This window comes from Mesorhizobium sp. LNHC221B00, assembly GCF_000502935.1.
Lineage (GTDB): Bacteria > Pseudomonadota > Alphaproteobacteria > Rhizobiales > Rhizobiaceae > Mesorhizobium > Mesorhizobium opportunistum.
On record NZ_AYWR01000006.1, the window covers coordinates 94,753 to 115,730 of the forward strand.

19 protein-coding genes are annotated in these 20,978 nt (G+C 59.5%); 11 read left to right on the top strand and 8 right to left on the bottom strand.

Annotation, left to right across the window (positions count from 1 at the left end; all coding sequences use genetic code 11):
• Positions 1–29 precede the first annotated feature (29 nt).
• Positions 30–656: a sensor histidine kinase gene (locus tag X741_RS156275; RefSeq protein ID WP_031249948.1), complete on the top strand. Its 627-nt coding sequence runs from the start codon at positions 30–32 to the stop codon at positions 654–656.
• 134 nt (positions 657–790) lie between these two features.
• On the opposite strand, the gene X741_RS156270 is transcribed toward X741_RS156275, so the two are convergent.
• A complete protein-coding gene (locus X741_RS156270) occupies positions 791–1,306 on the bottom strand; it encodes a DNA starvation/stationary phase protection protein (protein ID WP_023777363.1) in 516 nt (171 codons plus the stop codon).
• Between the two features lie 205 nt (positions 1,307–1,511).
• Between X741_RS156270 and X741_RS156265 the strand changes: the two genes are divergently transcribed.
• From X741_RS156265 to X741_RS1000000169685, 5 genes are all read left to right on the top strand, one after another.
• Positions 1,512–1,805, top strand: coding sequence for a hypothetical protein (locus X741_RS156265; protein WP_023777364.1), 294 nt, complete (start codon positions 1,512–1,514; stop codon positions 1,803–1,805).
• A gap of 15 nt (positions 1,806–1,820) precedes the next feature.
• Positions 1,821–3,644 carry an ABC transporter ATP-binding protein/permease gene (locus X741_RS156260; RefSeq protein ID WP_023777365.1) on the top strand — a complete coding sequence of 608 codons (1,824 nt, stop codon included), beginning with the start codon at positions 1,821–1,823 and terminating at the stop codon, positions 3,642–3,644.
• 288 nt (positions 3,645–3,932) lie between these two features.
• Positions 3,933–4,772 carry an enoyl-CoA hydratase/isomerase family protein gene (locus tag X741_RS156255; RefSeq protein ID WP_023777366.1) on the top strand — a complete coding sequence of 280 codons (840 nt, stop codon included), beginning with the start codon at positions 3,933–3,935 and terminating at the stop codon, positions 4,770–4,772.
• A 47-nt stretch (positions 4,773–4,819) separates the two neighbouring features.
• On the top strand, positions 4,820–5,212 hold the full coding sequence (locus X741_RS156250) for a heme-binding protein (protein WP_013895523.1): 393 nt from the start codon (positions 4,820–4,822) through the stop codon (positions 5,210–5,212).
• A 153-nt stretch (positions 5,213–5,365) separates the two neighbouring features.
• Positions 5,366–5,638: a hypothetical protein gene (locus tag X741_RS1000000169685; protein ID WP_156937870.1), complete on the top strand. Its 273-nt coding sequence runs from the start codon at positions 5,366–5,368 to the stop codon at positions 5,636–5,638.
• 751 nt (positions 5,639–6,389) lie between these two features.
• Here X741_RS1000000169685 and X741_RS156240 read toward each other — a convergent pair.
• The 4 genes from X741_RS156240 to X741_RS156225 form a co-directional block, all read right to left on the bottom strand.
• Positions 6,390–7,463 carry a tellurite resistance protein TehA gene (locus X741_RS156240; RefSeq protein WP_023777369.1) on the bottom strand — a complete coding sequence of 358 codons (1,074 nt, stop codon included), beginning with the start codon at positions 7,461–7,463 and terminating at the stop codon, positions 6,390–6,392.
• A gap of 92 nt (positions 7,464–7,555) precedes the next feature.
• Positions 7,556–8,275, bottom strand: a complete 720-nt coding sequence (locus X741_RS156235; RefSeq protein WP_023777370.1) for an ATP-binding protein — start codon at positions 8,273–8,275, stop codon at positions 7,556–7,558.
• A 117-nt stretch (positions 8,276–8,392) separates the two neighbouring features.
• Positions 8,393–8,974, bottom strand: a complete 582-nt coding sequence (locus X741_RS156230) for a HupE/UreJ family protein (RefSeq protein WP_023777371.1) — start codon at positions 8,972–8,974, stop codon at positions 8,393–8,395.
• 84 nt (positions 8,975–9,058) lie between these two features.
• The gene (locus X741_RS156225) at positions 9,059–10,039 is read right to left on the bottom strand and encodes a DUF4331 family protein (protein ID WP_023777372.1); all 981 of its coding nucleotides are present in this window, start codon (positions 10,037–10,039) and stop codon (positions 9,059–9,061) included.
• Between the two features lie 298 nt (positions 10,040–10,337).
• Between X741_RS156225 and X741_RS1000000168165 the strand changes: the two genes are divergently transcribed.
• Positions 10,338–12,101 (top strand): MOSC and FAD-binding oxidoreductase domain-containing protein, encoded by a 1,764-nt coding sequence (locus tag X741_RS1000000168165; RefSeq protein WP_084018472.1) that lies wholly within the window; start codon positions 10,338–10,340, stop codon positions 12,099–12,101.
• 28 nt (positions 12,102–12,129) lie between these two features.
• On the opposite strand, the gene X741_RS156210 is transcribed toward X741_RS1000000168165, so the two are convergent.
• The 3 genes from X741_RS156210 to X741_RS156200 all read right to left on the bottom strand — a co-directional run bounded on the left by X741_RS156210 (position 12,130) and on the right by X741_RS156200 (position 15,612).
• Positions 12,130–13,182 carry an alpha/beta hydrolase gene (locus tag X741_RS156210; RefSeq protein WP_023777375.1) on the bottom strand — a complete coding sequence of 351 codons (1,053 nt, stop codon included), beginning with the start codon at positions 13,180–13,182 and terminating at the stop codon, positions 12,130–12,132.
• A gap of 139 nt (positions 13,183–13,321) precedes the next feature.
• Positions 13,322–14,614 carry an epoxide hydrolase gene (locus tag X741_RS156205; RefSeq protein WP_023777376.1) on the bottom strand — a complete coding sequence of 431 codons (1,293 nt, stop codon included), beginning with the start codon at positions 14,612–14,614 and terminating at the stop codon, positions 13,322–13,324.
• A 341-nt stretch (positions 14,615–14,955) separates the two neighbouring features.
• Complete coding sequence (locus X741_RS156200) at positions 14,956–15,612, bottom strand: VOC family protein (RefSeq protein WP_023777377.1); 657 nt, start codon at positions 15,610–15,612, stop codon at positions 14,956–14,958.
• A gap of 723 nt (positions 15,613–16,335) precedes the next feature.
• Between X741_RS156200 and X741_RS156195 the strand changes: the two genes are divergently transcribed.
• The 4 genes from X741_RS156195 (at position 16,336) to X741_RS156180 (ending at position 20,940) form a co-directional block, all read left to right on the top strand.
• On the top strand, positions 16,336–16,635 hold the full coding sequence (locus X741_RS156195; protein WP_023777378.1) for a hypothetical protein: 300 nt from the start codon (positions 16,336–16,338) through the stop codon (positions 16,633–16,635).
• Between the two features lie 246 nt (positions 16,636–16,881).
• Positions 16,882–17,955 (top strand): MBL fold metallo-hydrolase, encoded by a 1,074-nt coding sequence (locus tag X741_RS156190; RefSeq protein WP_031249951.1) that lies wholly within the window; start codon positions 16,882–16,884, stop codon positions 17,953–17,955.
• Between the two features lie 346 nt (positions 17,956–18,301).
• Entirely contained in the window at positions 18,302–19,354 is a 1,053-nt protein-coding gene (locus tag X741_RS156185) for an HlyD family secretion protein (RefSeq protein ID WP_245272683.1), read from the top strand.
• The gene (locus tag X741_RS156180; RefSeq protein ID WP_023777381.1) at positions 19,351–20,940 is read left to right on the top strand and encodes an MFS transporter; all 1,590 of its coding nucleotides are present in this window, start codon (positions 19,351–19,353) and stop codon (positions 20,938–20,940) included. Before X741_RS156185 ends, X741_RS156180 begins: the two co-directional genes overlap by 4 nt.
• Positions 20,941–20,978 lie beyond the last annotated feature (38 nt).

Sequence of the window (20,978 nt, forward strand, 5' to 3'; positions counted from 1 at the left end):
GCGGGGCGGCGTTAGTGGAGGATCTGGTCATGCTAACAGGACGCGCGAATCCATCATCCGCATCGTGCCAGCCGCTGGCATCGCATCTTATAGAAGAGATCAGCCATCGGGTGATCAACGAATATGGCGAAGTGATCGCGATTCTGTCGCTGGCAGCCTCCGTGGGAGAGGCTGCGCCGGCGTTAAGGCGCGCAGCGGACCGTCTGCTGACGATGGCAGAGGCGCATCAATCGCTTCTCGTGCCCATCACTGAGGAATATATCGACCTCGGTGATCATGTTGGGAAGCTGTGTCACAGCCTTTCACGCGCCTCCCTCGACGAGCGGAGCATTCAGCTGACCGTGGCAACGGACGAAATCCGGCTCGACGCCGCGCGCTGCTGGCGCGTCGGTCTGATTGTCTCCGAGTTGGTCCGGAACGCAGCACGCCACGGCCTGGGGGATAGCCATGGTTCAATCCGTGTCTCACTGAACAGGAGTGGCAACAGCGTCTGGTGTGTTGTCTGCGACGACGGATGCGCGGCCTATCATCGGCCAGAGGAAGGCGGGCGGCGGCTGATACGCGCGCTGACGGCGGAAATTGGCGGCTCTGCGCAGTGGAAATTCACCCCGCGTGGATCGGTTGCGTGTGTGTGTTTCCCTCTGATCACGTCCTAGCTTCTGCACACGAAACTGCCAGCATCGCGGTCTGCGTTCCATCGGAATGTCGGCGGAAGTCGAGCCAATTTCACGCGCCAGAGCCGATACGGATCGATACGGAACGGAGTGCGCCATCCTTGCCCACTTTTCGCTCAGGCGCGGCAAATCTCGTAGAGAAACCAGCTGCGCCGTTCGCTTTCGTCGATCCATCCTTCGATCAGGCTTGCGGTGGCAACGTCCGAATAGCTGTCGCACAGCTCATGCACGCGACGCAGCTCCGCCACCAACTGCTTGTTGTCGCCATGAAGCTCCGCGAGCATGTCTTGGGGATCAACGTAATCGGCGTTGTTGTCGAGGATGCGCTGGCGTCCCGCGATATCGGAGATCGAACGGATCGTGGTTCCGCCGATCTTACGCGCACGCTCGGCGATCGCGTCCGTCATCGCGAAGATTTGGTCGCCATGTTCATCGAGCAATAGGTGATAGTCCCGGAAATTCGGACCGCTGATGTGCCAGTGGAAATTCTTGGTCTTAAGATACAAGGCGAACACGTCAGCAAGCAGACCGGCGAGGCCGGCAGCGATGTCGCGGGTTGCCTCGGAATCAAGATCTGTCGGAGTGCGAAGGAAGCGATCCGAACCGGCTGTCTTGCTCAACTGTTGCGTCATTTTCTCACTTCCCTCTATAGGCCGCGCACCGGCGTCGTTTCGATAGACGACATAGGAAATGCCGTGTTCTGATCCAATCAGACGAAGGTGTGGGGGAATCGCAGCGACGCTATGCATCTACTCTGGGCTTCACGTGTGAATTGACGCGAGGAGGATTTGGCGCGTTCACCGTCAAACCGTATCCCCGAAAAGCTACCGCATTGAAATGGTGACGCTGAAGCTGCTTGCCGACACCAAGGTGCTATGGACGGTGTCAGTCAGTACCGGCATCGTGTACGCGTCGTTAAACCGATGTCCAAGTGACGAAGACCTGTCGCCGATAACGCTTGGGGCAAGCATCAGGCGCCGCAGTATCGTCTCGCTCGATGAAGCCCACGTCATCATGATGAAAACTGCGGTTGCGCGGCGTCCCCGGTTTCTCTGTGGCGAGTGTATTCGCGGGCTGTTGGAGCGCCGGATGCCTTCAAGCCTTTTCATCTGGTTTGACCAACGCTGTTGACGCAAGGACAGGGCCATGGCTGACGAACTGGATACAAACGCGGCCGCCGTTCAGCCCGTTGCCGTGGAATCCAGCAGTCTGCGCGACCAGGTGACGACAATCAGAGCGGCGCTGGTCGGCTCGCCGGTCCGCAAATGGCTGCTGTGGACTTCGGTTGTCGTCATGGCCGTCATCGTCGCGACATCGATAGGCCAGGTGCTGCTCAACAGCTGGAACCAACCTTTCTACGATGCGCTGGCGCGCCGCGACATGGCGGCCTTCCTGCACCAGCTCATGGTGTTTGCGATGATCGCCGGCGGGCTGCTGGTGCTCAACATCGGCCAGACCTGGCTCGACCAGATGTTCCGGCTGAAGCTGCGCCAAGCGCTGACGCTCGACCTGATCGACCAGTGGATGCGCCCGGCGCGCGCCTTCCGGTTGGCCAACGCCGGGGCTATCGGCGTCAATCCCGATCAGCGCATGCAACAGGACGCCGCACATCTGTCCGACCTGTCGACCGACCTTGGCGTCGGGCTCTTACAATCGCTCATCCTTTTGGTGTCGTTCGTCGGCGTGCTTTGGCAATTGTCGTCCGGCTTCGTCTTCCACGTCAACGGCTGGTCGCTGGCGATACCGGGCTACATGGTGTGGGCCGCGTTCATCTATGCCGGCATCGCCTCGTGGCTGAGCTGGCTGGTCGGGCGCCCGCTGATCAAGCTCAACAGCGATCGCTACACCCGCGAAGCCGAGCTGCGCTCGTCGATGGTGCGCGTCAACGAGAATGTCGATGCCATGGCGCTCTACCATGGCGAAGCCGATGCCAAGCGGCGGCTCGAAATCGACCTTGGCACGGTGCTGGTCGCGATGCGCCGCATCTATACCGCGCAGATCAACCTGTCCTGGGTCACCGATACCTATGGCTGGATCACCGTCGTGGCGCCGATCCTGGTTGCCTCTCCGGTTTATTTCGCTGGTGACATCAGTTTCGGCGGGCTGATGATGGCGGTCGGCGCCTTCAATCAGGTGCACTCGTCCTTGCGCTGGTTCGTCAACAACATCGGCAGCATCGCCGACTGGCGCGCCACGCTGATGCGCGTCGCCGACTTTCACATCGCGCTCGATGAAACGGATGTGCTGCACGACCAGGAAAGGCGCATCGAATTCGGCGACAACGCCAATGGCAGCCTGACGTTCGAGAAGCTCCAAGTCGCCTCGCCAGAAGGCTGCATCAGGCTCACCGACAAGCACGTCGAAATCCGGCCCGGCGAGCGCGTCATGATCACCGGCGAGCCGAGCGCCGGCAAAACATTGTTCTTCCGCGCCATTGCCGGCCTGTGGCCCTGGGGCGGGGGAAAGATCGGCCTGCCGGGTGGAGAAACCCTCATCTTCGTGCCGCGTGTGCCTTATTTGCCGGCCGGCACGTTGCGCGAGGTGCTCAACCACGCGAATGGGCATGCGCCCGCAAGCGATACCGATATCGCGGCGGTGCTTGCCGAGGTTGGTCTTGAACGGCTGGCGTCCTCACTCGAACGGGTCAGGCGATGGGATCATGAATTGGCCGATGACGAACAGCGCTTGCTGGGTGTGGCGAGGCTCGCCTTGCGACAGCCGAAATGGGTGATCATCGACGAGGCGATGGACGCGTTTGAAGGGCCCGTGCTTCGGCGCGTGCTGTCGATGCTGGAAAAGCACCTGAAGGGTGCCACGATCATCAACATCGGGCGCGGCCAGCATCACAACCGGTTCTTTCCGCGTGGCCTGACAATCGTCAAGGATGCCGGTGCCAAGCCGCTGAAACCTGCTCGCGTCAGGGCCGGCGCCATTGATCCGCCGCCGCCTGCCGTCGGCCGCGAGCATTAGACCGATTTCACAATCGCGCCGGCCGGCGCCATCGCCTCTTCGGTCGGCCACCGCTAGATTCTTTTACGCGATGACCAAGCGTTCGCTTGAAGCAGCGCTTATCCCGCAGAGGATCGGCAGACCAGAAGTTTGCAGCGCAATTGGGGCGTGCCGTTTGATCACCGAGGGAAAGGCCCTGCCCCGGCAGACCGACACCATGGTCTCGGCGACACGTTCGTCTAATCGCGGGCCAGCAGCCAATGCCTCATCTTCTAGGCACAGAGTAGGTAAACATCCAAGGAGCTTCCAGTGGACACCAAGGTAACTACCTCGCAGATTCGCCTGACACGCCGGACGCCCAGCTATTGGCGTGTCACGTTCGAGAATGCCCCGCTCAACGTGATGGGTCCACAGATGGTGCAAGAATTCACACATCTGATTGACGCCATTGAGGCTGACGAACACGTTCGGGTGGTGGTGTTCGACAGTAGCGTCGATGGATACTTCCTCAACCATTCAGACTTCAAGGCGCGGATCGAGGATATGCTCGCGCTGCCGCCAGGGCCGACGGGCCTGCCGCCCTGGCCGGATTTTCTTGTGCGCCTGACGCGCGCGCCGGTGGCCTCGATCGCTCTCATCCGAGGTCGCGCTACCGGTAATGGCAGCGAAATCACCCTCGCCTGCGACATGGCTTTCGCTAGCAAGGAAAAGGCCATCATTTCACAGTGGGAGGTCGGCGTGGGTATGGTCGCCGGCGGGGGACCGATGGCCCGCCTGCCTCACCTGATCGGTCGCAATCGCGCCATGGAGGTTCTGCTGACCTCCGAGGACATCCGTGGAGAACAGGCCGAGGCATATGGCTACGTGAACAAAGCCCTGCCCGACGCAGATCTCGATGCGTACGTTGACGCGCTCGCCATTCGGATTTCCAGGTTCGACAAATGGGCGATCGGGCAAACCAAGCGCTTGGTCAACACCAGTCTCACGCCAGATGTCGAGCTAGGCGCCGGCTGGGAAGCCTGCATAGCCTCGCTGGGCCGACCCGCCGCTCAGGAAGGAATAAAAGCGCTGACCGCAAAGGGCTTCCAGGCCCCGGGAGACGTCGAGAATCGGCTGGCTTTCCACCTGGGCGAGTTGCCGGCGCGGTAGATCGCAGTCGATGGTAACGGCGCTCCCTCATAAATAAGGATATCCCCATGGATCTGCTCACCAAAGCGAAGTCGGTTGCCCAACGTGTGGAGGCAGAGGCGACAAAGGCCGATGTCCCTGTCGCAGTCTGCATCATAGACGTTCACGGCAATCTGGTGCTCCAACATCGGATGAACGGCGCGCCTGTCTTCGCGCTCGAGATCTCCGAGCGCAAGGCGTATACCTCGGCCCTCGTGCGCCTGCGCACCGCGGACATCCTGCCGTTAGTACAGCCGGGGCAATCGCTGTATGCGTTGCCTACGGTCGGCGGCGGGCGCTTTTGCCCCATGGGTGGAGGTATCCCTCTGGTCGACGAGGACGGTAAAATTTATGCAGGTGTCGGCGTCAGCGGCGGCACTGCAGAAGAGGATGTCGCCATCGCCGAGGCTGCTGTCGGTTAGCCACTCTTCGGGGTGGTTCGTCAGAGCCTGGGCGAAAAGTGCCCGGATCACGATCCAGTCCGACGTAGTTTTCTTTTGCGAAAGACAGCTGTCCCGAACTTTCCTTAAGGTGACATACCCCCTGCTGTGCGTGAACGCGTTCGCCGTGGTTTGATGGCCAGCATCACCATCGACAAGGGCCACGAGGCATATGGTCCGTTCGAGGTGCTTCCTGGCGTCTCGGCCGACGTTTCCGAACGCAAGTGGTGCTCGTCCGCCGTAAGCGTGCGGAAAATCGACGCTGCCAATTACCCCGGGCATGAAAACATGACCTGCGGGACGGTCGGCATGGGCGGACGGGTCGCTAACGACGTGCCGCGCAAGGTGGCGCGACATCTCCACTGTGTTCCAGAACTATGCACTTTATCCGTATATGTCGGTGGCTGAGAACATGGCGTTCTCACTGAGGCTGGTCGCTCCCACCGGGTGGCGATGGATCTGTCGATCGTGCGCGACCATGTTTTCCTGTCCGATGAATCGCTCTCCGAGCTCGAGGCAAAATCTGCGCGTGGCTATGGGCGCCTAAATCAAGAGCTTGCACCGCAGGCTCGCTACCCTCGTTCACGTGACCCACAACCAGGTCGAAGCCATAAACATGATCGATCAGATTGTGGTTGTGAGCGGGCAGTATCAGCTCGGCCGGCGGCTTGACCTTATGATTACGCCGAGGATGTCGTTACCGAATTCATCGGTTCGCCGAAGATGAACCTACTGAAGGCCACTTAGAAAGCACCGATGGGCGGCCCGTTTTGTCGACCGATGGCGGCATCGTGCTGCCGCTGCCCGGCAGCGTTCCAGCCTTCCGGCACGGAGTCCGTCCACGGTGTCGGCCGGAATATTTCGCCATCTCCGGAACGGTCCAGCATCCCTGCCCAAATCGTGGTCGTCGAGCCGCTCGACTCCGATACGAAGCTAACGCGTGACCGTGGCGTGCAGACAGTGCTGATGACGGTCCACGAGCCGATCAACGGGCAACCTGACCAAGATCTGGCTGCCGTTGCAGGCCATCCCATCCGCCTGTTCGACACTAAGGACGACGCCTGGACGAAGACTCTGGCAATTTGGGCCCTTCCGGCGAACCCAAGTACGCCTTCTGAAGGGTAGCTCCACCGCATCGACGTTACGTGCATGCAGCTGGCTACTGCCCCTCTTTCCCCTCTGGGGCAGCTGGCAACAATGAGCCGGTCGCGGCCAGAATGATTGTTTTAGCGGCCAGCCAGATGATGAGCAGGTTTGCGGCGGCAAAAATTGGGAGCGCCAAGACGCCAGCCAGGCCCGTGTCGCCGCGGATGGCCAGCTTTTCAACCGTTGTCGCCAATGCCGTGGCGCCGAAGCTGACGCTCCAGAGGCCAGCGGAAAAGCGGCGAACGATCCGGGGAAGCACGCCGCCAAGGACAACTGCCTGCAGCATCGCGTAACCGATGAGACAGTGAACAAAGACGTCTCCAGAGGTACCCGACGCGTTGACATAGGCTAGCGAGCAGACCGCCGGAGGGGCGAGCTGGACCCCAAGGGTCGGCCGGATCTGATTTCTAAGCGGCTCGCCAAAATAGAGCCGGTAGAACAAGACGGAATCGATTGTAAGCCATGAGAAGAGCCCAGCGCCCAGAGCCAATTGGGCCCACTCAGATCGCCCAAGTGCCGATAGCCCGATGCTAAGGACAAACGACGCGGCGGCGACAGGCAGGTACAACGCCGGCGTTGCGTCCGATAGAGCGATTGCCGCTTTCCAGATCATCTGCGAGTGCCAGAACCCGAACCCAACCGCGAACACTCCACCCATGCCCAGGAGGATGGTGGCCGCTGTCGCGCTGAACGGCAGCACGCTCACCGCGGTTAGCATAACCCCGACACCCGCTAGGCCAGGAAAGCAATTCTGGACGGGATCCGCGAGTTCGGCGCGCACCGCCAACGGTGCCAGCCACAACTTGAAGGCGTAGAGGATCAAAAGAGCGACCCATACGCATATGGCTAATATCACCATCGCTACAGCAATTCCTTTGGGGGCCGCCCACAGTTGACACGCGACCTGCCACATGACGGCAAAAGAACTTGTCCCGACGCCGATGGCGAAGAATGCGGCCGGAAACCGGGCTATTAGAGATCGCTCTGTCGGCAGATGGAGTACGGGCTGACGCTCCAATGCCGCCATTCCTTCGGTTGGCACTCCACTCACTTGGAGGACGCCGTCAGATTCGAGCAACTCGTTCATAATTGCACCTCACGGATCTGCCCGGAATCGCTGAGCCTTCCAGCCAACGTCCAGTGGATATGACTGACTGAAGGCCCTAGCGCATCGAGCCCCTAGCGTATCGCGGGCAATTTCAACGTCACGACTGTGCCTGACCCAAGGGTGCTTTCAAGATCGATGCTCCCTCCCGATTCTTCAACGAAACGTTTCACCATCGGCAATCCAACGCCGCCCAGGCCGTCGCCTTTCGTAGTGAAGAAGAGATCAAACGCCCGGACCATCGTCTCGCTGGTCATTCCAATTCCATGGTCTTCAACACAAAGATCCACCTGGTCGGAATTTTCCGATAAAGAGGCCCGAACTGAGATCAAACCGCCGTCAGGCATGGCATCGCGCGCATTGAACAGAAGGTTGAGGACTGCATTTTGCAAGCCAACCCGATCGCACCTTACCAAAGGAATGTTGGAGCCGACGCGGACCTCGAGATGAATGTTCTCATTCCAGGCGCTTCGAACCAGGGAATGGACGTCCGCCAAGCAAATGGCCACGTTTGCGTGCGCAATCACGCCTTCGATTTCTTTAGCTGTCCTGATGGTTTGCCTGACAAGGCAACCAGCTCTTTCCAGCGCGCTTTTGGCACCGGCAATTACGTTCACTGCTCCCGGAGCCGTTGCAATGTTCGGGTCTCGACCCAGGTGGTTCAACGCCGACGAGGCGACCTGGATGAGATTCCCCAGATCATGAACGATGCCGGCGGTCGACATCTGCAGGGCCAGACGATCCCGGGGAAAATTCGTCCGGCCGGCAGATACCTCTATCTCTGTACCCGACATTCCATTCCTCCGTTTGCTCGGTCGACAGTACTCGCGTTACACGTGCACACGCCGTCTCGACCGTCCTGGTTGAGCCGGTCTAACTGGATGCCAGAAGCACTCTTCTCTGGGCCGGGTTCAAATAACTCCCGCGCACAGTCCGGCCCCGACGGCCACGCAGATCACGCCGGCAATGCGGTTGATCGGACCCGGGGCCACGCGTTGCAGAGTGAACCCCAAGCCGATGCCGATCGCATGCAGGATGGCCGTTGCGAGCAAAAAACCCCCGACGTATTCCAGCCCATTCACGCTATGGGCGACCTCCGCTCCGTGAGCATGTCCATGCAGCAGCGCAAAAACACCAATGATCGAGGCGCCGACCCATACCGGCGGATTGACCACCAACGCCACCATAAGCCCCAGCATGACGACTGAAGCCAGAATGCCGGCCTCGACGAAGGGGACGGCAATCTGCGCCAGGCCAAGCAAGCCGCCGACCAACATGATTGCGACGAAGGTAGATGGCCACACCCAGAGAGCGCGTCCTCCTTTGACGGTTGCCCATAGGCCGACTGCGGTCATGGCGGCGATATGATCGAGCCCGCTTATCGGGTGTGCGACGCCGGCTGCGAAGGAGGCGCCCAAACCGATGCCCGGATGCGACGAGGCGGACGTCACGAAGGCTAAGGTTAGAACTATCCAAGTCGAGATCACGCGCATTGTAGTCTCCTTCGGTTCAACAGATGGAAAGTCGTTACGCGTCTCCTTGCAGAAAGGGCACGCAGACATCAGAGGGCACTTCTGTTAATCGTGCGCACTGTGAGGGGGACCCAAATAAGGGAACTCAGCTAGCAGATCGCTATGCGGCCCAACCCCGTCTTGCGGCATCTTGCCGTTGGTAAGGATGGTCATAAAAGCATCCGCGACATCATCCGTAAGAGTCCTGCCATTTTCGGGAAAGGACGCAGGCCGTCTCGGGTCGTAGGGCATGATGTCTGGGAGCAATGTTCTTGCCACCCGCTCGGCTTCGTCCGGCACATATCCACCCGTGTGCTCCAGCGCGTGCGCGAATGTTGCGACAAACCGGGCATCATCTGCAGGTTCGCCTGCAAGGTAAGCGCCTTGCTCCTCACCGGGCAGAAATACGGCCTGCTGAGGCCGCGCGCCCCGTTCAACCTGCACCCAGCCCTCACCCTTCTTGTCAAGCGTGCGTGCCCACAGGCCAACCGGTTTGGTTCCCAGCGTGGAGTTGGGCACTTCCAGAACGATGCTGCAGACGTCTTTGTCGGCAAAGAAATCAGCACCAGTAAAATGCAAATCGTTCACGGCACCCAAGGTATCAAAGAAAAATGCTTCGCTTCGCCAGCCCGCGAAAAAACGATAGCCACCGGCCTCGGTCACCTGCGCATCCCTGCCTGTCGACACCGGAGCATCCTGAAAGAGAAGCTCTCCACCGTCGTCTGTCCCAGCGGCCAAACGGCCATCAACGCGGCGTACCGTGGCGATCTGCATCGGTCCTTGTAAGGAGGAGACGCGGACACGAAACGCAATGTCGGCGACTGCATCACCATTGGTGTCAATCTTGATCTCATAGAGGCCGTCAGGCGAGAACGGTTCGTTGGTCGTAGGCTCCGGATCGATTACCGTAGAGGACGGATGCACATTCATGATCAGGATCGACTTCTCCGGGTCCCCCGGCTTCGCAAAGGCATAGAGATCCGTGAGGTCCAGGCGTGCGTCTGCACGGGGGAACCCGAAATTGGGACCTGAATAGTGATGTGACATCGTGATATCCTCCTCGGCGGAAATTGAGCGACCCGGTCGAGATCCGAAACGACAGTCTTTTGTGTCGTCCAAATTCAGCTGCTGGCACCGATAACAATCAACAGCATTCAACCAATAGAGTACTGACAGCGGTCAAAGGCCGGATATATTGAACAATGGTATTCCCGATACTTTGGTGTCGATCGCTTCGGTGGCCCGACGTGCTAGTTTCCATTGATGGGCGCCGACGCTGAGCATCCCTCGATGAGGGCCCGCCGAGCGCAGCTGGCTGAGAGTGGCTGGCAGAAAGGACGCTGTGATGGCTCGCTTGTTGTCGGTCAATGTGGGTTTGCCGCGTGGCATTCCTTGGAACGGAAGGACCGTCGACACCGCAGTCTGGAAGACATCAGTTCAGGGCCTACGCCAGGTACGACGGCTCAACGTCGATGGCGACAGACAGGGAGATATGGCAGGGCACGGCGGCGAGCAGCGGGCCGTTCTGGTCTATCAATCGGAATCCTACCGGTATTGGCAACGCGAGCTGGGCCGCAACAATTTTTCCTACGGACAGTTTGGCGAGAACTTCACAGTCGATGGCCTGCCGGATCATGATGTGTGCATCGGCGATCGCTACCGGATTGGGAGCGCCTTGTTCGAAGTGACCCAACCGCGCGTCACTTGTTACCGGATCGGTATTCGCATGAATGAGCCGCGTATGGCCGCGCTGCTGGTTGCGCGAGGCAGGCCCGGCTTCTATCTGCGCGTCCTGGAGGAAGGCCAGGTCGAGGCTGGAGACGAAATCGTCCAGGTCGGGAACGGCCCTGAGCAAATGACCGTGTCGGAGGTCAATGCCCTGCTATATTTGCCCAGTCATCCTCGCAGCCAGATTGAGCGAGCGTTGCGCATCCCCGCGCTCAGCGAAGGCTGGCAGGGATCCTTCCGGGCGTTGCTCTCACAAAACAACGACCGTGATGCCACGACAGCCAATGCGGGGCTTGATCCGATGTCTGAACCACCTCCTGCGTGGACAGGATTTCGCCCGCTGCGTGTGGTGCACAAGATCCGCGAGAGCATCAGTGTGATGTCGCTGGTCCTGGAGTCCGTCGATGGGTCTCGCCTCACAGCAGCGCTTCCTGGACAGTTTGTCGTGCTGCGCCTGCAAGTGACGCCCGACGCCCCGGCCGTTATGCGCAGTTATTCTTTGTCGAGTGAACCTGGTGAGCCCTACTACCGAATAAGCGTAAAACGGGAAGCCCAAGGTGTGGCGAGTGCCTACATTGATGACCGGGTCGAAATGGGAGACGTGCTGGACGTCAGCGCACCACGCGGCAGCTTCACTCTGCGCCCAGGCGATGGTCCAATCGTGCTTCTAAGTGCCGGGGTGGGTGCGACGCCCGTGATTGCGATGCTCCATGCGTTGGCCGCAACGGGTTCGACAAGGGAAGTCTGGTGGCTCCACGGAGCTCGATGTGGCAACGAACATGTTTTCGCTCAAGAGGTTCGAGACTTGCTGAAAGACCTGCCGCACAGTCACAGCCATGTAAGCTACAGCGCGCCCGATCGCGAGGACAGGCAAGGTGTCGATTTTGATGCCGCGGGACACCTGAATATCGAGGTGCTTCGAAAACTCGACGTTCCGCGCCATGGGAATTTCTATCTCTGCGGGCCATCTGCGTTTATGGGCGACCTGAGCGCAGCGCTTGCAGCCTGGGGTGTCGCCGCAGACGCAATCCATACAGAGCCGTTCGGCCCAGGTCCTTCGAGTACACCGGGTATTGCTACATCCCCGAGCCGGCGGCCCCATCAACCTGCGGAATCGGCCGGCACGGGACCTCTGGTTTCGTTCGCACGGAGTGGCTTGAGCGTCCATTGGGGGGCAGGATTCCAGAGTCTGCTTGAACTCGCTGAAGCCTGCGACGTCCCCACGCGATGGTCGTGCCGCACGGGCGTTTGTCACATTTGCCAGACTGGCCTTGTGGCTGGAACGGTTGCCTTTCGGCCTGATCCAATCGAGCCGCCGACAAGCGGCACCACCTTGATCTGCTGTTCCCAGCCCAGTGGTGACGTCGTCCTTGATCTCTAAAGGTAGCCAGACAGGACTTGTCGGACAGTCATGTCCCCGCACCGACCTCGATTACTGCCTCGGCGAAGGCCCGCGGCGCTTCCTGCGGTAGATTGTGCCCTATGCCGCCCGTGACCAGGCGGTGAGAGTACCTTCCTGAGAACATCTTCGCGTAGGCGCTGGCTTCCGGGTGAGGCGCACCATTAGCGTCGCCCTCCAGCGTGATTGTAGGCACGGTGATGACGGGCGCCTGCGCAAGCCGCTTCTCCAGGTTCTCATATTGAGGTTCGCCCTCCGCGACGCCGAGACGCCAACGGTAGTTATGTATCACAATCGCCACATGATCGGGATTGTCGAAGGCGAGCGCGCTACGGTCGAAGGTCGCATCGTCGAAATCCCATCGCGGCGAGGCGAGCCGCCAGATCAGCTTTGCGAAATCGCGAGTAAATTTCCCATAGCCAGCCTGCCCCCGATCGGTCGCAAAATAGTACTGATACCACCATTGCAATTCCGCGCTCGGTGGCAGCGGCTGCCTGCCTGCCTGCTGACTGCCTATCAGATAGCCGCTCACCGAGACCATGGCCTTGCACCGTTCTGGCCATAGCGCTGCCACTATGTTGGCCGTTCGGGCGCCCCAGTCACAGCCGGCAATAATTGCCCGTTCAATTCCGAGGGCATCCATCAGCGCAACGACGTCCAGGGCAACTGCCGACTGCTGACCGTTGCGCATCGTATTGTCCGAAAGGAACCGTGTTGTGCCGTATCCGCGCAGATATGGAACGATCACGCGATAGCCTTTGGAGACCAACAAAGGCGCGACACCGGCATAGGTCTGGATGTCGTATGGCCAGCCATGGAGCAGGACCACCGGCGCGGCGGTTCGCGATCCCATATCCGCGTATCCGATGTTAAGCATTCCGGCGTCGATCTGCCTCAAAGAACCCAACAACTCTTGTGCCGCTTTGGTCGCGAGACCTTTGCTTGTGTGATCGACCGAGGATCTCGCCGCCGCAGGCCTCTCTGTCCCGAGCTCGAACGCAGTCATAGCCGCAACGGCCGTGCCGAGTAAGCGGCGGCGATTGTGGTCAATTTGTTGGGGCATGCCATTCATGTTCAAGCCTCCTCAGGGAAATGATCCGTGTCTTCTTGCCTCACCTGCAACTCAAATGCGCGGCCGGGCGGGAGGCGACCCGGCCGCGCTACTGGGCGAAGGCGATGGGGGGAGGATCGCCTCTTTCGCCTCAGATTGATCGGCGTAGTGATCTGAACGCCTCTCTTAGCTCGGCACAGAAAACGTAAGGCTGCTCCCACGCCGCGAAATGCCCGCCTCTATCCACTTCATTCCAGTAAATGAGGTTGCGGAAGCTTCTCTCGCCCCAACTCCGCGGTGCGCGGTAGATCTCGGCCGGATACACGGTGACCGCCACAGGGACCTTCGGGATGTCAAACGCGTCGAACGGGCCACCGCCTGCTTGCGCGCCTTCCCAATACGATCGCGACGATGAGGCTCCCGAGTTGGTAAACCAGTAGAAAGAGATGGCATCCAGCATCTCGTTGTAGGTGAAGATCCGTTCTGGCTCTCCCTCGCTATCCGTCCACTCGGAGAATTTCTCGTAGAAGTAAGCTGCCATTGCGACCGGAGAGTCGCAGAGGGCATAGCCGATGGTCTGCGGGCTCTGGTTCATCATCGCCGCGTAGCCAAAACCGTCGCGATAGAAGTGCAGCAGCCGATCGTAGGCACTCTTCTCCCGGTCCGATAATTCCGCCGGCGCCGGGTCGAAATTGCGGAGATGCCGAATAATGTCGAGAGGTACAGTCCCTGGCATATTAATGTGAATGCCGAGAAGACCTTTCGGAGCCTGAACGGCCAACAACTGCGAGACAATCGCGCCCCAGTCGCCTCCCTGCGAGACGTACCCGGTGTATTCCAGCCTGAGCATCAACTCATGAAACGCGGCAGCCATCCGCGCCGGAGCCCAACCGGTCGCGGTCGGCTTACCCGAGAAGCCGTAACCCGGCATAGTTGGAAGCACGAGATGGAATGCATCTTCTGCCCGCCCCCCGTGCACAGTCGGATTGGTCAGCGGACCAATGACCTTCAAAAACTCCACAATCGAGCCGGGCCAACCATGGGTCATTAGCAAGGGCATTGCCCCTTCGTGCGGTGAGCGAACGTGCGCGAACTGAAGATCCAATCCGTCAACGCAGGTGATGAACTGCGGCAACTTGTTCAGTTTGGCCTCCACCTTGCGCCAGTCGTACCGGCTGCCCCAGTAGTCAACGAGCGTTTGAAGCTTTGCCAGTTGGACGCCTTGCGATCGATCATTGACGGTCTCCCTCTCCGGCCATCGTACCGCTTTGATGCGCCTGCGGAGATCTGCAAGCGCCCAAGTCGGGACATGGATACTGAACGGGCGGATGGATTCTTCTCCGGCCGCTGCCCGCAACGCTTTTGGCACCAGATTGACAGCTCCAACTGCGATAGCTCCAACAATGACATCGCGCCGAGTTGGTGATAGCGATATCGCTGACATTATTTCTTCCTCGGTCGTGTTTTATGCGGACAGCAATTGGAAGATCTATATCCGAGGTGCGCAAGTCTATCGCACCATGGTATCGGCAATACTTTCTGGTCAGTCAGAGAAATCGTCTGAAGCCGTGACGATTTCATTCCCGGACGTTACGCACCGTGTATTATTCAGGAAAATACAACCGCTATGCGTCGATACCATATTCCGATGACCGTGATGCCGACCGGCGAGGAGCAGCAACTCCATTGCCGGAACACTACAAACTTCAATGATCGACCCCGCGCATCCTCAGACGCGTTCGTGGGCATCGTCCCTGTCGCCCGCGCGCGCGGCTACACCACCGCTCAGGTCGGCAGCGGTTTACCGGCCTGCTCCGCTACCATGTACTCGGCGTACCAATCGGGCCAGTTCTCATCCCTTTGTCCTCCGGTCCGCTTCTCATGCTCACCATGGGCTCCCGCCGCGCGTCGGAGCGCGGCTGCAAGTTCGGCCGGCGCGGTAAACCTGGTATCGGCATCGATACGTCCGGGGAGTCTCGTGGTGATTTCCTGTAACAGCCACGCATTGCCGTCGGGATCCTTGAACGAAGTGAAAGAGTTGTAGGTTCGCCGCTCCGGATCCCTGCCTTTGATCGCCGGCTGTCCAGGCCCTGTACGGTATGACACTTCGCTCGCGTCGACCCCGCGAGCCACGAGTTCGGCGTGCGCCGCTTCGATATCGGAGACAACGAGATAGAGCCCCTGTACCGAACCGGGCAAGGCGGACGTGAGGCCGATGCCGAAGTGGATCGAGCCCGGGGAGCCCGGGGGCGTGAACTGGACGACCCGAAATGTGTCACCGACGGCAAAGTCGGCATCGAGCCTCCAACCCAAGTCACCGTAGAACCGCTTGGCCCGGTCGACATCCGAAACAGGAATGACAACGACCTCGAGCTTCATATCGACTGCCGGCGATCCCTGGCGCTTTTTCGCGGCCTCGGTGCGCACTACATCATTGCTCATATCGAGCTCCCTCGGTTCGGCGGCGATACCCGCCCAAACGCGAACACGAGAGCAGAGCAGCGCAACGGCATCAATTGCCCGATGGTATCGGTGTGCGGCCTTCCACTGCACACGATGACTGGAGCGAGCAGCGACCTCACCATGGCGCGCGCCCGCTCGCGCAGAGTCATCTTCGATCCATATCTTGAGCGTTCCGGGAGGGGCGCCGACGATCCCCACGGTCGCCAATGCCGAAAGGAACTCGCGCTCTGCAGGCAACAATGATCTCCTTGGCATGACTCCAGCCTCATCCGATGGAGAACAAATCTAAGATCTACCGCTGGGCGGGGCGACCCGCGTAGATGAAACGATGTCCCGCTCGCACCGAAATTGTGGGTCGCTTGAAGTGCGAGGTCCATGACGCTTTGGTATCGGTCCCCAGGCGGCGTGGCATTGGCATTGCGCCAAGGAAGTTCCTGCACATGGCGGGAAGCAATTGGAGAGCTGAGGAAGAATGGCCAACGTACCGAATCCTTCCGCGGAATCCGGCTAACGCACATCGGATCAGCATCTCCCGACCGATCGATGCCAAAGTATCGGCAATACCATTGAACAATAGATTCACGACGATCTACAGATACATAAAAATTCATCCGGTTAAGTTCTGACCGGGGGAGGTTAATAGAAAATCGTCACCAGCGTCGTCGATCCGGCGACTGCCTCATTGAGGAGAAGGAACACATCATGAACGTTACAGCTAAATGTCTCGTCACAGTATTTGCACTCTCAATAATCGGGGGAAGCGCATTTGCCGGCGCACTTGATGTCATCGACCCGATCAACCAGCAGTCGTCTACCTACACCAGTTCCATCAAGGGTCCGACCCATACCGATCCGGTTATGAGGAGCAGGTTCAGGGCAGCGTTGGAAACCCTGCCGATGGGTAAGCGCAAGGCGATGATGAGAGAATGCCAGGACCCGGGGATGACCAAACCGTACGCGGAATTCTGTGCTGATCTGAATGCTCTTGGTCACGGCCATTGAAAGCCGTTCCGACCAGACAGCGGTGTGCTTGCTGCCCGCCACTGTTGTTCGAGGTACCAGGTGAATCGGCCTATCGCATCGGTTCGAGCGGATTGCCGGGTCGGTGAGTTTCGCTTTCTCACAATCGTGAGAAGCTCGCAGGGGAATTTTGAAATCAAAGTATCCGCAATATCCGAGACCAGCAAAACCTTTGGTTTACCGACAAGTCGTCCCCGACGAACAATATTTAAAAATAGGAGATTTGTTATGCTTCTCTACCGTTCCGCTCTTTCGAGGGCAGCGGCAAATGCCGGTTGCCTTATGCTCACTGTTGGATTCGGCTTGGCGCCAATCGGCGGTGCCTGCGCCGACACCTTGCCAGGACAGCCTGGCGTCCCTTACCAGGGCATGCCGTCGTTGGCGCCGATAGGCTCGCGCGTCGATCACTACCTTCCGATTCCCAAGGAAGACGTAACCCCGGCCATCGACCCGAAGAAGGGATACCGGAGCCAAAAGCTGGGTCGTGGCCTCTACATGGTCACCGACAACGGGTACCAGTCGATGTTCCTGGTGTATGAAACGGGTGTGGTTGTGATCGACGCCCCTCCGGGGTACTCGGCTCACATACGCCAGGCGATCACCGAGGTGACGGATCAGCCTATCACACATGTCATCTACAGCCACGCGCACGTGGATCATATTGGCGGCGCGAACGATCTCGGCGGCCATCCAATTATCATCGCCCAGGAAGAAACCCTTAGGCTGCTCGAACGGGCGAAAGATACCAGGCGCCCTCTACCGACCGTCACCTTCAAGGACCACTATACCTTGAAGGTTGGAAGTCAGGTTCTTGAGCTGAGCTATCCCGGCAGCAGTCCCCATGAGCCGGGCAACATCTTCATCTATGCTCCAGAACAGAAGGTGTTGATGGTGGTGGATGTGATCTTTCCCGGCTGGATGCCCTGGCGTCGCTTCGCACTTGCCAAGGACATCCCCGGCTACTTCGAGCAGGTGGCCTATATCGACACCTTGCCGTTCGAAACCCTTGTCGGGGGTCATGTCAATCGCGTGGGCACGCATTCCGATGTCCGTACCCAGCTCGAATTCATGAATGACCTGAAGGCCGCGGCCGCTGCTGCGCTGAAGTCAACACCCCCCGGCGAAGAAATGGAAGCAGAAGACAGGGGCAACCGCTGGGCCGTCTACGACAACTATATCGATCGCGTCGTCGTGAAATGCGTCAATGAGGTCACGCCCAAGTGGCAGTCCCGACTGGCCGGGTATGACGTGTTCATCTGGGACCAGTGCTACGCGATGGAGCAGAGCCTTCGTATCGACTGAAGGCTTGCAAATTCGAGGGTTCAGGCCGGGTCGTCGTTATGGGCGGTCCCGCCGGAAGGTGGTGCGGTCCAAGGGATTACCGGAGCAGCAGCCGACATGGCGACTGGTCGGTGATCCCGGGCACCACCAAGCAATCTTGCAAGTCGACTAGCCACATGTTGGAGATTGGATCGTTGAGATGCTCCGAGCTGAAGGCTTTGTACCCGCGCAACCGCCGTTGAGGAGTGATGACCAATCGCAACCAGCGGCATCTCGCGCATTCGGTCCTGTGGCCTCGCCTGCATCAACGCGGGCGCCGATAGGTCGGGCCCGGAAGGTCGCTATCCTGGTGGTCGCGGCTGTAACGATGTCGCTGTCGGCAGCCTGGGCCTGGCAATGGTATTTTCACGGCCGTTTCGAGGAAACCACCGACAACGCTTATCTGCGCGGCGATATAACGAGCATCGCGCCCAAGCTCTCCGGCTATGTGGTGGAAGTCCCGGTTGGAGACAACGCCGGCGTTCGCAAGGGGAATTTGCTGTTTCGCATCGACGACAGTGACTACCGCGCGAAACTTGACCAAGCCCTTGCCACTCTGTCCACGCGACAGGCCGATATCGCAAACATTGAAGCAACGCAGAAACTGCAAGATGCATTGATCGGACAAGCGGCGGCACAGGAGCGGTCGGTCTCAGCGGATCTGCTGTTCGCGAGAGCCAATCTTGACCGCTACACCGCGCTCCAAAAGAGCGGAACGGCCAGCGAACAAAAACTCCAGGATGCGCAGACCGGGTTTGCAAAGGCCGAGGCTGCGGATAAAGCCGCGGCGGCCAATACTCTGGCGCAGAAGCTCAGGCTTGGCGTGCTCGAGGCGCAACTTGCCGGCGCCCAGGCAGCGATGGCTCAGGCGAAAGCGTCTGTCAGCCTGGCCCGGATGGATCTTGCCAACACTCTCATCCAGTCGCCAATCGACGGTGTCGTCGGCAACCGGCAAGTTCGCGTCGGGCGGTATGTCACTCCCGGCACCCCGGCGATGGACATCGTTCCGGTACAAGATGTTTGGGTCGTCGCCAATTTCAAGGAGACCCAACTAGATCGAATGGAAATCGGACAGCCAGTTCGGGTGACGATTGACGAGTACCCTGGTGTTCAGATTGATGGTGTCGTCGACAGCTTCGCCCCGGGTAGCGGAGCTGCCTTCAGCGTGCTGCCACCGGACAATGCGACCGGTAACTTCATCCGCGTCGTTCAGCGCGTTCCAGTCAAGATAAGACTTACACACAATCCGTTGCCTGGTCGGCTGGTTCCTGGACTTTCAGCTCGCATTGCTGTCCGGGTGGGCCGAGCAACCGATCGCGCAACCACCTCGTCGAACCCGGCCGGCGACGTTGCCGGAAAGCGGCCCGGTGCGGCACAATGAGCCGTCAGGTCGAACCGCGACAGGCGAAGCCCGGAGCGCTGGGCGACGCGTTGGTCTTGATCGGAGTTGTACTGACCGCCGTCATGGATTCGATCGCCAGCACGGCGCTCTCTATCGGGCGCCTGGATATGCTGGGCGACATACATGCCACGAGCGACGAATTCGCGACTTTCGACATCGCCTTTCTCGCGGCCAAGCTGACCGGTTTTTTGGTCGCGCCGCTGTTTGTTGCCGCGCTGAAGCCTACGCCCTGTTTGCGCGCCGGCGCGGTCGCGCTTCTGTTGGCGTCCGCTGCAATGATCTCTTCCGCCGATATTGCCTGGATTGACTTCTGCCGCATCGTTCAGGGTTTTGCAGGCGCGACTGTGCTCGTGGCAGGCCAGACGCTGCTGTTCTTGCGCTTCCCGAGCCGTCAGCAACCGATAGTGCAAGCTGTTTTGGCCCTTGGCTCGGTCATGGCCCCGACAACCGTGACGCCAGCGCTGCAAGGTTGGCTTGTCGACCACTTGTCATGGGACTGGATATTCCTGAGCAACGTGCCGGTGGGTATCGTCGCCCTGGTCATGCTTGCGGCGGACCGCAGGCAAACGTTCCGCGACAAGATCCGCCTCCCCTATCCCCAGGTCGCGCTAGCTGGACTCGCCGCCGCATCCTTGACGTATGTGTCGCAGCAAGGCAGCAGGTTCAATTGGTTCGACGACGGGCACATCACCCTTTTCACCCTGAGCGGCCTGCTGGCGGTCATCCTCCTGCTGCTGTGGGAATTTGAATTTACATCGGACCGTTCGATCCTCCCCACGTCGCCTTTGGGTGATCCCGACTTTCGCTTCGCACTTGTCGTCAGTCTGGTAGCCGGATTCGCCTTGTCCGGCAGCGCCTTCCTCATCCCGGCCTTTGCCCTAAACGTTCTCGCTTTCACGGCTACAGATGCTGGAACACTTCTCTTGCCGAGTGGAGTAATCTTGGGTTGCACACTGCTGGTTGCCGGAGTCGGCGTTCAGAAATGCGGAATAAATCCGCTTGCTTTGGCCCCTGTCGGCGTCGTGTTTTTCGCCTCGTCAATGTGGTTCCTGTCGGGTTCGACAAGCGACAGCGGGACTGTGGATCTGGAGTTTCCACTGCTCCTGCGCGGCTTTGGGCTGGGTCTCTTGTTCATCAGCCTGACGCTGTTTGCCTTAATGCGGCTTCCTGCCAAGGCCCTGCCGTTCGGCATCGGTCTTTTCGCTCTTGGCAAACAGGTTGGTGGTCTGACGGGCACCGCTCTGCTGCAAACTTATCTTGATCGACAACTTGCCTATAACAGGACAATCCTGGCGTCCCATCTGGCCATTGGCGACGTCTCCCTCGAAGAGCGTCTGAAGGCCGTGGCGGGCCAACTTGCCGCCAGGGGCCTCGACAGTGTTGTCTCTGGTAGGGCCGCGCTATCGCTTCTGCGGCAGGCTCTCGATAGGCAGGCGATCGCCATTTCCTTCAATGAGGCCTTCTTCGCGCTTGTCCTGTTGTTCTTGATCGCGGCGCCTTGCCTGGTCATCGCCAGGAGGGTTCTTGGCCGTCGATCTTCGGCCCAAGGTTTATCGAGGATCTAGGCTGCTATTGCTGGGAAACGCCGGTGAGACATGTGTCC